Source organism: Alteromonas sp. AO-Serp, assembly GCF_017849675.1.
Taxonomy (GTDB): Bacteria; Pseudomonadota; Gammaproteobacteria; order Enterobacterales; family Alteromonadaceae; genus Alteromonas; species Alteromonas macleodii.
Genome location: NZ_JAFLMX010000333.1, coordinates 1 through 12,901 on the forward strand (window position 1 = coordinate 1; position 12,901 = coordinate 12,901).

General features: G+C 45.3%; 14 protein-coding genes. 12 read left to right on the top strand and 2 right to left on the bottom strand.

The window, feature by feature from the left end:
- Window positions 1-1,082, bottom strand: a 1,082-nt coding sequence (locus QVA83_RS20860; RefSeq protein WP_287498916.1) for an Rne/Rng family ribonuclease, incomplete at its 3' end; no start/stop codon positions are given.
- A gap of 841 nt (window positions 1,083-1,923) precedes the next feature.
- Here QVA83_RS20860 and rluC point away from each other — a divergent pair.
- Together rluC and QVA83_RS20870 are read left to right on the top strand one after the other, a co-directional pair.
- A complete protein-coding gene (rluC, locus tag QVA83_RS20865) occupies window positions 1,924-2,865 on the top strand; it encodes a 23S rRNA pseudouridine(955/2504/2580) synthase RluC (protein WP_014976321.1) in 942 nt (313 codons plus the stop codon).
- A 3-nt stretch (window positions 2,866-2,868) separates the two neighbouring features.
- Window positions 2,869-3,576, top strand: a complete 708-nt coding sequence (locus QVA83_RS20870) for an HAD-IA family hydrolase (protein ID WP_014976322.1) — start codon at window positions 2,869-2,871, stop codon at window positions 3,574-3,576.
- A gap of 51 nt (window positions 3,577-3,627) precedes the next feature.
- Here QVA83_RS20870 and QVA83_RS20875 read toward each other — a convergent pair whose 3' ends face one another.
- Complete coding sequence (locus QVA83_RS20875) at window positions 3,628-4,248, bottom strand: Maf family protein (protein ID WP_156078260.1); 621 nt, start codon at window positions 4,246-4,248, stop codon at window positions 3,628-3,630.
- Window positions 4,249-4,401: 153 nt separating this feature from the next.
- Here QVA83_RS20875 and yceD point away from each other — a divergent pair, with 153 nt between their 5' ends.
- The 10 genes from yceD to mltG all read left to right on the top strand — a co-directional run bounded on the left by yceD (window position 4,402) and on the right by mltG (window position 12,868).
- Window positions 4,402-4,935: a 23S rRNA accumulation protein YceD gene (gene yceD, locus QVA83_RS20880; RefSeq protein ID WP_014976324.1), complete on the top strand. Its 534-nt coding sequence runs from the start codon at window positions 4,402-4,404 to the stop codon at window positions 4,933-4,935.
- 3 nt (window positions 4,936-4,938) lie between these two features.
- On the top strand, window positions 4,939-5,109 hold the full coding sequence (rpmF, locus tag QVA83_RS20885) for a 50S ribosomal protein L32 (RefSeq protein WP_012518206.1): 171 nt from the start codon (window positions 4,939-4,941) through the stop codon (window positions 5,107-5,109).
- A gap of 15 nt (window positions 5,110-5,124) precedes the next feature.
- A complete protein-coding gene (plsX, locus tag QVA83_RS20890) occupies window positions 5,125-6,150 on the top strand; it encodes a phosphate acyltransferase PlsX (RefSeq protein WP_014976325.1) in 1,026 nt (341 codons plus the stop codon).
- Entirely contained in the window at window positions 6,147-7,112 is a 966-nt protein-coding gene (locus tag QVA83_RS20895; protein ID WP_014949212.1) for a beta-ketoacyl-ACP synthase III, read from the top strand. Before plsX ends, QVA83_RS20895 begins: the two co-directional genes overlap by 4 nt.
- A 100-nt stretch (window positions 7,113-7,212) precedes the next feature.
- Entirely contained in the window at window positions 7,213-8,142 is a 930-nt protein-coding gene (gene fabD / locus QVA83_RS20900) for an ACP S-malonyltransferase (protein ID WP_014949213.1), read from the top strand.
- 9 nt (window positions 8,143-8,151) lie between these two features.
- Window positions 8,152-8,892, top strand: a complete 741-nt coding sequence (gene fabG, locus QVA83_RS20905) for a 3-oxoacyl-ACP reductase FabG (RefSeq protein ID WP_014976326.1) — start codon at window positions 8,152-8,154, stop codon at window positions 8,890-8,892.
- Window positions 8,893-9,091: 199 nt separating this feature from the next.
- Window positions 9,092-9,331 carry an acyl carrier protein gene (gene acpP / locus QVA83_RS20910; protein WP_012518211.1) on the top strand — a complete coding sequence of 80 codons (240 nt, stop codon included), beginning with the start codon at window positions 9,092-9,094 and terminating at the stop codon, window positions 9,329-9,331.
- 80 nt (window positions 9,332-9,411) lie between these two features.
- Window positions 9,412-10,650, top strand: a complete 1,239-nt coding sequence (gene fabF / locus QVA83_RS20915) for a beta-ketoacyl-ACP synthase II (RefSeq protein ID WP_014949215.1) — start codon at window positions 9,412-9,414, stop codon at window positions 10,648-10,650.
- Window positions 10,651-10,883: 233 nt separating this feature from the next.
- Entirely contained in the window at window positions 10,884-11,735 is an 852-nt protein-coding gene (gene pabC, locus QVA83_RS20920) for an aminodeoxychorismate lyase (RefSeq protein ID WP_014949216.1), read from the top strand.
- 113 nt (window positions 11,736-11,848) lie between these two features.
- A complete protein-coding gene (gene mltG, locus QVA83_RS20925; protein ID WP_156078261.1) occupies window positions 11,849-12,868 on the top strand; it encodes an endolytic transglycosylase MltG in 1,020 nt (339 codons plus the stop codon).
- Window positions 12,869-12,901: the final 33 nt, after the last annotated feature.

Consider the following 12,901-nt stretch of genomic DNA (forward strand, 5'->3'; position numbering starts at 1 on the left):
CGGTTTTCAACTTCACGTTGATGACGTACTGGCGTCATATCGATGAAATCAATAACAACCAGACCACCCAAATCGCGAAGGCGCAATTGACGGGCAATCTCGTCTGCCGCTTCTAGGTTTGTGTTAAGAGCTGTCTCTTCAATATCACCACCTTTTGTTGCACGGGCAGAGTTAATATCTATAGAGGTTAGTGCTTCTGTTGGGTCGATAACAATTGAGCCGCCAGAAGGCAAACGCACTTCGCGTTGGAATGCAGACTCAATTTGGCTTTCGATTTGGTAGTGACTAAATAACGGCACTTCACCACGATAGAGCTTTACGCGATTTGCAAAGTCAGGGCGCACCAATTGAATGTGCTGTAAAGCTTGCTCATAAATACTGGTTTTATCGATAAGGATTTCGCCAATATCGCGACGTAGGTAGTCGCGGATAGCACGAACAATTACGTTACTTTCCTGGTGAATCAAGAAAGGGGCTTCACGTTCTTCAGCAACGCTAGAGATAGCTTCCCAATGGGTAAGCAAGACTTTTAAATCCCATTCTAGCTCTTCGTAAGATTTGCCAACGCCCGCAGTGCGAACAATCAAACCCATACCTTCAGGAAGGTCCAATTTGCTTAGTGACTCTTTAAGCTCTGTACGCTCGTCGCCCTCTATTCGGCGTGAAATACCGCCAGCGCGAGGGTTGTTTGGCATAAGTACTAGGTAACTGCCTGCAAGCGATAAGAATGTAGTTAATGCAGCGCCTTTTTGGCCGCGCTCTTCTTTATCAATTTGAACAATTACTTCTTGGCCTTCTTTAATCACATCTTTGATGTTAGGGCGGCCTTCGAATTTGTAACCTTTAGGGAAGTAAGTGCGGGCAATTTCTTTGAGGGGTAGGAAGCCATGGCGCTCTGCACCGTAGTCAACAAAAGCAGCTTCTAAGCTGGGTTCAACGCGGGTAATTTTACCTTTGTAGATGTTCGCTTTTTTCTGCTCGTGTCCTGGACTTTCTATATCTAAATCATACAACCGTTGCCCATCGACAAGAGCAACGCGCAACTCTTCTTGCTGAGTTGCATTAATTAACATTCTTTTCATTGTATCTAACTCTGTTTTCGTACAGCCGTTAAGACACAAAATTAAAGTGACATGTGCAAACCCTCACCGCGCAACCTCACGGCTGGACGGGGACCTTGTTGTAACGTCGCATTATCCCTGGTGGGCAAACACTCATGCGAATAAACAAGCGCCTTTATCTTAAGCGCAAACCCATACGATCGTGAATTGACACGTATAATCGTACAGATGCATTCATGTTCACACTGCTTTAAGGATGTCGGGAGCGACTAGCCCTTATTACTCATTTCATTTTTTCAAGCGGCATCATTTTTGCCACTCAATTGTCATTTAATTCTGTTAGCTAAACGGCAAACTTATTTTATGTTCGCAAGCATGGCCTCGCTTTTTACGGCAGTGTAGTCGTTGCCTCTCTCGCGGGGTCGGTATGAATGTGTTATTTCATTGAACACTTATCATTGCTGATGTCACCGACGCTCAAACCATGCTTTTATCGTTTACAAGTTAAAACAACACACTCAGATGCGTGCTGATTTTCGGTCTTGTTGTTGTTTTTATAACGCTGTGTTTCACATTGTTAAAGTGCGGCAACGAAATGCCTGTTCCACACCTTTCTTTTTACGTGAATTTAATCGTGTTAAAAACATCGATAATTATCGCACTAAAAGTCAAATTTTAGCAAGGAAAGCGAATGAATAAATCCCATAAATTGAGATGTTAAATACAGAAAACATGCGCTTTGGATAAAAAGTATGCGCAAAGGTGGGTTTTCTAAGTCCTAGCTAAGCGCTGATATAATAATTATTTAGTAAAACGTAACTTTCAGTATGTTGGGCACTTTGCAATAGGGTATAATGCTTCTATGAAAGAAGAAGCTCCCCAAAAAGTACGTTTTGTAACGGTTGAAGCCGACTTGGCTGGTCAACGTATCGATAATTTTTTGCGCACCCAGCTAAAAGGTGTGCCGAAAAGCATGATTTATCGCATTTTGCGCAAAGGTGAAGTGCGGGTGAATAAAGGTCGTGTTAAGCCTGAATATAAGTTACAAGCCGACGATTTAATCAGAATTCCACCGGTTCGCGTGTCGGAAGGTGCGCCTGCGCCATCGCCAAAGCTCAAAAAAATTGCATCATTAGAGTCGCATATCCTTTTCGAGGACGACCGTATACTTGTTATCAACAAGCCATCGGGAATGGCAGTTCACGGAGGAAGTGGCTTGAGTTTTGGTTTAATCGAAGGCTTAAGAGCCTTGCGTCCCGATGCCAAATTTATGGAATTGGTACACCGATTAGACCGTGACACGTCGGGCTGCATTTTAATTGCTAAAAAACGTTCTGCCCTTCGCCACATGCATGAGCAGCTTCGCACTGGCAAAATGGACAAGCGATATAATGCGCTAGTTGCAGGTGAGTGGCCTAAAACTCGATTTAAAGTTAAAGCGCCGCTTCGTAAAAATGTGCTGCAATCGGGTGAGCGCATGGTAAGTGTAAGTGACGATGGTAAACCGTCAGAAACTCGCTATCGCATATTAGAGGAATACGCAGGTGCAACCTTGGTTGAAGCGTCGCCTATTACAGGTAGAACCCACCAAATTCGCGTTCACTGTTTGCATGCGGGTCATCCTATTGCTTGTGACCCAAAATACGGTGATGCGGATTTCGACGCGGCAATGCGCCAGAAAGGGCTGAATAGACTGTTCCTTCACGCTCGCAGTATTTCATTCCTGCACCCAGCGACTGAAGAGCGCGTGACATTCACCGCGCCATTAGACGACACACTCTCAAATACACTTAAAGCGCTGTAAGTTATGCATTCAAAAAAACAGGCTGTGGAAACACAGCCTTTCATTTCGTTAGATAAAACACTGCCTAAGTACAAACTTGTTATCTTCGATTGGGATGGCACGCTCATGGATTCGGCGGCAAAAATTGTTAGCTGCATGCAGCTTGCTGCAAAGCAGTGTGATATGCCTGTTCCTACCTACGACGAAGTAGGTCACATTATTGGTATAAGTTTAAAGCCTGCCATTAAACAGCTTTTTAATATCAAAGACGATGAGTTAGCCGAACGTTTAGTCGCCGCCTATAAAGAGGCATTTGTCACTCGCGATACAACGCCGTGTCCTTTGTTTCATGGCGTTGAACAGTTACTTAGCAATTTGAAAGAAGCGGGATGCACATTGGCCGTTGCGACAGGTAAAGCGCGCCGCGGTCTTGATCGAGCGTGGGCACAAACAGGGACGGGTCCTTTCTTTAGTGCGTCACGTACCGCCGATGAGGCAGAATCTAAGCCTTCGCCCGACATGCTGCTACAGTTACTTGATGAACTGGGCTATGAAATAAAAGACGCCGTGATGATTGGCGACACAACCTACGACATGCAAATGGCGAAAACGATTGGTATGGATAGGATAGGTGTGTCATACGGTGTACATGCGCAGGTTCATTTAGAAGCGTTGTTACCTGTTGCACTTGTACACTCTATAAGTGAACTAGAAACAGCGCTATTCAAATAGCGCTGGTTTGTAGCACTGCTTTGATACAACTGCTCTGACAGAATTAGTGGCTTACTGTGCAGCCATTGCTAATAAATCGGTATCGAAGTGTGCGCCCAGTAATTCATTTAGCAGCATTATCGGAAGACCGATTAAACTGTTAGGGTCGCGGCTTTCTATTTTATCGAACAGTAATACACCCAAACCTTCGCTTTTAAAACTGCCGGCGCAATCGAGTGGTTGCTCTTTATCTACGTAGGCGCGAATGGCAGCTTCACTGTTATGGCGAAAGAAAACGCGTGTTTCATCTACCTGTGTTATCGTTTTACTAGCGCTAGGTTGGTGAAGGCAAAGTGCAGTATAAAATGACACTTGCTTACCTTGGCATGCCATTAGCTGGTTTACTGCATTTTCAAACGTGCCAGGCTTGCCAAGTAGCTGCGGGCTCGCATCGGTTTGGACCAAAGCTACTTGATCACTACCTATAATAATGGTGTCGTTATTTACCTTTTCTAATTCAGCGGCAACCTTGTGCGCCTTTTGTTCGGCTAAACGTAAACTCAATGCAGTAGGGCTTTCGTTCGCGAAAGGCGTTTCGTCAATATCTGGTGCGTGGGTGTCTACCTGAATACCAATGTTGGCGAGCAACATTTTTCGGTATTGCGATGATGAGGCAAGAACAAGGGAGGCCACAATTACTCCTTTTATAAAATCAATATGTTGCGTACTTTCAGTTAGTAGTGCAATGTTACATTATCACTGCGTACCACATACAGCGTTTTATTGTAGGTTAAAACGCAATTTTGCTTTGACAGGAAGGGGTTGACCCTATATCATGCGCGCCCTATGCAGAAAGTGAAACTCCCTCATTCGGTTGAACCGACTAAAAGTGCCATGAAACGTTCCGATTACCGGGGCGTGATTGCGTCTAAAGATATGGAACGATTGAGTGAAGCAGTTGTCCGATGCAATGACTATGTGGACGCAGAAGTACAGTTCGAAAAAGACGCGCAGGGTCTTACTGTCTTTCACGGCCATCTAGCCACGCAGGTAACACTTATCTGTCAAAGGTGTAATGGTGAACTCGATTATCCCGTGGAAGCGGAATTCTGTTTTACTCCAGTGCAGGGAGAAGAACAGGAAAGCGATGACATCATTCCCGAGGCTTACGAACCGGTAGAGGTCAACGACCACGGAGAAGTTAATCTGCTTCAAATTTTTGAAGACGAGCTACTGTTATCTTTGCCAATTGTGCCCCTTCATGCAGAGTCGGAGTGTACAGTGAAGCAAGACGATATGTCGTTTGGAAAGATTGAACCGGAACAAGAGCGACAAAACCCTTTCGCGGTTTTGAAAGAACTTAAGCGAGACCAGGAGTAAGTTATGGCAGTACAACAAAATCGTAAAACGCGTTCTAAGCGCGGTATGCGTCGCTCACACGATGCATTGACAGGCGCGACTTTGTCTGTCGATTCAACGTCGGGCGAAACTCACCGTCGTCACCACGTGACCGCTGACGGTTATTACAAAGGCAAGAAAGTAATCGGCGCGTAATACGGCGACTACATTTTGTCTAAACTAACCATCGCGTTAGATATCATGGGGGGCGATCATGGTCCCCCTGTTATCCTTCCCGCAGCCGTAAAGGCTATTCAACTTCACCCAGACGTGCACTTCACGTTATGCGGTGATGAAGATACCATCAAAGCAGGTATACAGCCCCTTACCAACGCTGAACGAAACCGCGTTACTATTGTGCATTGCTCACAAGTCGTTGAGATGGGCGAAGCGCCAACGTCAGCGCTACGAAACAAGAAAGATTCTTCTATGCGTCGCGTTATTGAACTTGTCGAAAGTGGCGAGGCAAACGCGTGCGTAAGCGCAGGTAATACCGGTGCACTGCTTACCTTATCGTTCTATTTGCTTAAAACCTTATCAGGCATTGATAGGCCCGCACTCATTAACATGATGCCTACAACAGGGCACCATAACGTATTTCTTTTAGATTTAGGCGCAAACGTGAACTGTACGCCTGAAATTCTTTTCCAATACGGCGTTATGGGCTCAGTGCTTGCGCAAGAGGTGGCGGGCATAGCATCGCCACGGGTTGCCTTGTTGAACGTAGGCGAAGAAGATATTAAAGGTAACGCACAGGTAAAATCTGCCGACCAGCTTTTTAAAGATGCGCCAGGCATAAACTATATTGGTTATGTAGAAGGCGACGACATTTTCACCGATCATGCCGATGTAGTGGTAACAGACGGTTTTACTGGAAATGTAGCGCTTAAATCGAGCGAAGGGCTGGCTAAGTTAGTGATAAACGAAGTAAAACGCCAGTCACAGAAGAACTTTTATACCCGATTATTGGCAAAAATTGCCTTCCCATTACTGAAATCTATCTATAACAGCGTGAACCCCGACCAGTATAACGGTGCGAGTCTGATAGGATTGCGCGGCATTGTTATCAAGAGTCACGGAAATGCACAAAAAGACGCCTTTTATTACGCCATCGTGCAAGCAATGAAAGAAGCAAAGATGCATTTACCTGAAAAGATAAAGACAAAGATAGAAACGGTATTGTTGGAGCAGCTTTGAGCAAATATTCACGCTTTATAGGAACAGGTAGCTATTATCCCAGCGACGTGCGTACAAACGCAGATTTAGAGCAAATGGTGGACACCAGTGACGAATGGATCACTGACCGTACCGGGATAAAAGAGCGACGTATTATTGGAGCAGATGAAACCGCTGCTACCATGGGGGCAGAAGCCAGTAAGAAAGCCATTGAGATGGCTGGCATTGACCCGAAATCTATCGACATGATTGTGTGCGCTACCACAAGTGGTCGCTATGCGCTTCCAAGCACAGCATGTGAAATTCAACGCATTCTTGATATTGACGGTATCCCTGCATTTGACGTAGCTGCTGCATGTGCAGGTTACTGCTACGCATTAAGTGTTGCCGATCAATACATTAAGTCTGGCATGGCGAAACGTATTCTTGTAGTCGGTACCGACTGTTTGAGCCGCTTGATAAACCCTGAAGACAGAACCATGGTTATCTTGTTTGGCGATGCAGCGGGCGCAACGATTATTGAAGCGAGTGATGAACCTGGCATTCTTTCCACACATATCAACGCATCAGGCTCTCATGGCGATTTGCTGTACGTGGGTAATCCAACCCGTGGTGACGAGCAGTCGGTTCACGAGAACTGGGGTGTGATGCGTGGTAATGAAGTCTTTAAGGTTGCGGTAACCAAGCTTTCAGAAGTGGTGGAACAAACCCTTGCTGCCAACGGTATGCAAAAATCTGATCTTGACTGGTTAGTACCTCACCAAGCAAACTTTAGAATTATTAAAGCGACAGCTAAAAAGCTGAATATGTCTCTTGATCAAGTAGTGCTTACGTTAGAGCAGTATGGTAATACCTCTGCTGCTACTGTGCCTACAGCGCTTGATACAGCTATCAGAGACGGGCGCATTCAACGCGGACAGCACTTATTACTAGAAGCCTTCGGAGGCGGATTTGCTTGGGCATCGGCGCTTGTACGCTATTAGCCTTGCAGATATTTGCCTTGGTGATATTTGCCTCGTTAAGGGGCACTCCAACTCCGACGTTTTCTCGCTTCTAGTAAATTAAAAATAATAAGGAATCGACATGACAAAGACAGCCTGTGTATTTCCAGGACAAGGTTCTCAAAGCGTAGGTATGCTAAAGGAACTTGCTGAGACTTCTCCGATTATCGAAGCAACGTTTAAAGAAGCCTCTGACGCGCTCGGCTACGATCTGTGGGATTTAGTCCAAAATGATACAGACGGTAAACTTAACGAAACCCATATCACTCAACCAGCGTTGCTTGCTGCTAGCGTAGCAATTTGGCGTGTTATTCGCGAGCAGGGCATCGATGTAGATTACCTAGCGGGTCACAGCCTTGGTGAGTACTCAGCATTAGTATGTGGCGGCGCCATGGATTTTGCTGATGCTATCAAGCTTGTGGAAGCCCGTGGTAAATACATGCAAGAAGCTGTACCAGCAGGTGCAGGTGCCATGTATGCCATTATCGGATTAGACGATGCCGCCATTGCGGATATTTGTCAGCAAACTGCTATTGCTACAGGCGATGTAGTTGCACCAGTTAACTTTAACTCTCCAGGCCAAGTGGTTATTGCAGGGGAAAAGAACGCCGCAGAGCAAGCTGCTAATGCGTGTAAAGAAGCGGGCGCAAAGCGCGCACTTCCTCTTGCGGTAAGCGTTCCTTCACACTGTGAGTTAATGCGTCCTGCAGCAGATAAGTTAGAAGACGCATTATCGTCATTGAACGTTAATGAGCCTGCAATCAATATTGTGAACAATGTTGATGTCACTATAGAAACCCAAGGTGATGCAATCAAGAACGCATTAGTGAGACAACTATATTGCCCCGTTCAATGGACACGTACTGTTGAATATTTGGCGGCAGCGGGCGTTGAGCGCGTTATTGAAGTAGGTCCAGGTAAAGTACTTACTGGATTGAACAAACGTATCGACAAGAGCCTAGAATCTCTTGCAGTTAATACACCTGATGGTGTTGAAGCATTAAAACAATAAGGAAACGCAATGAGTCAATTAGACGGTAAAATTGCGCTTGTTACCGGCGCAAGCCGAGGTATAGGCAAAGCGATTGCCACGCAGCTTGCTCAGCAAGGTGCTACAGTTATCGGAACCGCAACCAGTGAAAATGGTGCGCAAGCGATCAGCGATTATCTTTCTGAATTCGGCGGCAAAGGCTTTGCACTAAATGTCACCGACAAAGAAAGCGTAGATACCACGATTAAAGCGATCAATGAAGCACATGGTGGTATCGATATCTTGGTCAATAATGCCGGTATCACACGTGATAATCTGCTAATGCGCATGAAAGATGACGAGTGGCAGGATATTATCGACACCAACTTAACCTCAATTTTCACACTGTCAAAAGCGGTACTTCGCGGTATGATGAAGAAGCGTTTTGGTCGCATCGTGAACATTGGTTCAGTGGTGGGCAGTGCAGGTAATGCCGGACAGGCAAACTACGCTGCAGCGAAAGCAGGGGTCATTGGCTTTTCTAAATCTATGGCGCGTGAAGTGGCTTCTCGTGGTATTACCATCAACGTTGTAGCGCCTGGTTTTATCGATACCGATATGACAAAAGCGCTGACTGATGACCAAAAAGAAGCCATTTTCAAAGATATTCCGGCTAACCGATTAGGCGAGCCTGATGAAATTGCAGCCACTGTTGCCTTTTTAGTAAGCGATGGTGCAGCCTATATTACAGGCGAAACTATCCATGTAAATGGTGGTATGTATATGGGGTAAATTCGCAAAAATTGCGAATTTTCCTTAGTTTGGGGTGGTATTTACCCGAACTTGGATGTAAAAATAGTATTTTACGAATTTCGAATGTCGCTGGTTTGACCAGAAAATTTGTTTAAACTGGTGCTTGCAAGGATGTACCTTGCAAAATAAACTAGCGGCACTTTTATTATCTAGTGACGTTTAAGGGAAACCTAGAATTATGAGTAACATTGAAGAACGCGTTAAGAAAATCATCGTTGAACAACTTGGCGTGAAAGAAGAAGAAGTAAAAGCAGAAGCTTCATTCGTTGACGATTTAGGCGCTGATTCACTTGACACTGTTGAGCTAGTAATGGCTTTGGAAGAAGAATTCGATACTGAAATTCCTGACGAAGAAGCAGAAAAAATTACTACTGTTCAATCAGCAATTGATTACATCAACGCTAACAAAGACGCTTAAGTCTTAAGTAGCGACAAAACGGCTCTTCTAACAGAGCCGTTTTTGTATCTCCTACCTTAGTTCCAAAGCGAGGGCTTTTTGTGACAAAACGTCGCGTAGTGGTTACTGGTCTTGGAATGCTTTCACCATTAGGTCTTAATAGCGAAGACACATGGCGCAAATTGCTCGCGGGCGAAAGCGGCATCGGTGAAATCACCCATTTCGATTGTAGTAACTATTCAACCCGTTTCGCAGGTCAAATTAATGATTTTGATCCGCAGGAATACATTGAAAAGAAAGAAACCAAGAAAATGGACCGCTTTATCCAGCTGGGTATAGCAGCAGGCAAGCAAGCCTTGGTCGATTCTGGTTTAACTATTTCACAAGATAATGCGCACCGTGTAGGTGTAGCTATTGGTTCAGGTATTGGTGGTTTAGAACAAATTGAACAAAACCATTTGAAACTGACAAATAGCGGTCCTAAGCGCGTATCGCCATTTTTTGTACCTTCAACCATTACCAACATGATCTCAGGCTTTTTGTCTATCATGGAAGGGTTGAAAGGACCGAATTTAAACGTTGTGACTGCTTGTACAACAGGCGTTCATAACATTGGTATTGCCGCAAGAACAATTGCTTATGGCGATGCTGATGCCATGTTGGCCGGAGGCGCAGAAGCGTCTATTACTCCGCTAGGCATGGCTGGTTTTGCCGCAGCACGTGCGTTGTCATCTCGCAACGACAACCCACAAGCAGCAAGCCGCCCATGGGATAAAGACCGCGATGGTTTTGTCATGGGTGAGGGCGCTGGCGTGGTAATGCTAGAAGAATACGAAGCTGCAAAAGCGCGTGGCGCGACCATTTATGCAGAACTGGTTGGTTTTGGCATGAGCGGCGACGCATACCACATGACTTCTCCACCTGAAGATGGAGAAGGTGCGGCAGCGTCTATGCAAAACGCGATAAATGATGCGAAGTTGGATGCAAGCGAAATCGGCTATGTTAACGCACATGGTACGTCTACGCCTGCAGGTGACATTGCGGAAGTGGCAGCAGTAAAACGCGTGTTTAATGACCATGCTCACAAGCTACTTGTTAGCTCTACCAAGTCAATGACAGGCCATTTGCTAGGGGCCGCCGGTTCAGTTGAGGCAATTTTCACTATTTTGGCACTGCGTGACAAAATGGCGCCGCCAACCATTAACTTGGACGAACCAGGTGAAGGCTGTGACTTAGACTTTGTTGCACACAAAGCAAAAGCATTCAATGAAGACTACGCACTGTGTAACTCATTCGGGTTTGGTGGTACGAACGGCTCATTGATTTTCAAGCGTATCTAATACGGCGTAACTAATATAGCGTACTTATCGCTGATTAAGTGAACTTCACGTATATTTAAAAGGCAGCTACGGCTGCCTTTTGTTGTTTATACAGTTAAATCTCGCAGTAAATATCATAAAACTCAGGTCTCTTTGAGCACAGCTACAGCCAAATCAATTCAGCTAGACGTTGTCTGACCAACGCAAGTTGGTATACTTCCAACAACCACAATAACGGCGAACAAGAGTAGGCAGTGAGAATTATTCCTAGCGCTACGCCTATTTCATCAAGTGACAGGGCGTTTAATTATGGCGACGGTGTGTTTACCACATTGTTGGTAAGTGAACATCAAGTAGAATTATTGCCTTATCATATTTCACGTTTAGAGCACGATGCGGCAGCCATCAAGCTCAATATTGATATCCGCGCGCTTGAAGCCGCAATTGCTGAACAGGTTAAGACGATAAAGAGCGGTTCAGGTGATAACGCTTCTCCAAAATATGTGCTAAAAGTTCACGTGTCGGGAGGTCAAGCCGGAAGGGGGTATGCGCGAAGCGAAGACAGTGAAGCATTAGTCAGATTTAGCCAGCACCCTTACCCTGTCCATTACGATAGTCTTGCGAATGAAGGTGCAACGGTAATATGCGCTCAAACGCGGTTAGCCATTCAACCATTGCTTGCGGGTGTAAAGCATATGAACAGGCTAGAACAAGTCTTAATTAAGCACGAAGTAGACGACGCTGGCGTACACGATGCTATTGTTTGCGATACCCAAGATAACATTATTGAAGCGAGTGCTGGCAATGTATTTTTCTACCTCAATGAACAATGGTATACCCCGTCTTTGAAGGGAAGCGGTGTCAATGGCGTAGTCAGGCAGTGTCTTATTGATTCGCTGTTAAACGACAATTGTTCGCTTCACGTGGGGGAATATGACCTTTCTTATTTGCGAAAAGCGAGTGCAGTGGTAATTACCAATGCACTAATGGGCGTAATGCCGGTACAGAAAATACAAATGCCGGATTTCTCTTATGTCGATTTTGATGTAAGAAGCGATGCGATTGTAGCGCTAAAGACACGGCTTCAGACTGCGCTTCAAAATTAACTAAAACGCACTTCTCATAACGGGGTTCGTCAACGTTTTACGAGCTTCACCAGATTAGTAGTAAAAAGAAATAAAATGGAATGTAAAGCAATGAAGAAAGGGGAAGTTCAAGCATGAAGCGGGTAATTGTTATTCTATTATCTCTTTTCATGCTTGCCGTTGTTGGGGCAGCCTCTGGCGTAATGTATGTCTCGAGCAAGGTTACCGATGAACTAGCATTAAAAAGTGAAACCTTATTTACGATAGAGAGCGGCAGTAACGCTTATCGTACCGTGAAACACTTGCGTAAAATAGGCATGACCGATGTGTCGCCCTTTGTTGCTAAGGTGTGGCTCAAATTCTTTGCAGGCAGTACGTCTGTTAAGTCTGGCACCTACATGCTGCGCCCAGGGCAGTCACTAGTAGATGTGTTTACCTTATTTACTGAGGGCGATGAACATCTTTTTGCAGTGAGTTTAGTCGAAGGACTAACCCTTGCACAGTGGCTTGAGGTGCTTAAACAAAACACAGATTTGGTGTTTGATTTAAATGAAGGGAAATTAAACCATCTCACTCAGGATAATGGCGTAGACTGGTGTTGCGAAAACGTTTCGCAGACAGAGGGCGTATATTTGGCTGATACGTATTTCTTTACCAAAGGCACAACCGCAAGCGAGGTATTGAAAAGAGCACACCGCGCGCTAATTGACTTTGTTTCTAGCGAATGGGAATTACGGGATGCCGAACTGCCGTTAGCCACACCTTACGAAGCTCTTGTCTTGGCGAGTATCATTGAAAAAGAAACGGCTGTGCCTGCGGAACGTGACATGATTTCAGGCGTTTTCGTCAATAGGCTAAACAGAAATATGCGTCTTCAAACCGATCCCACCGTGATTTATGGTATCGGCCCCACGTTTGACGGAAATATCACCCGTAAGCATCTGCGAACAGCAACGCCTTACAATACCTATGTTATCAAAGGGCTTCCACCTACGCCCATCGCTATGGCAGGCAAGGCAGCCATTCACGCGGCTCTGCATCCGCTTACAACGGATGCACTATATTTCGTGGCGAAGGGCGATGGCAGCCATCAATTTTCTACGACACTAGCTGAACACAATGCAGCTGTGCGAAAATACCAGTTAAAACGATAGCCGTATTGATGCAGACAACTAATACGTTATAGC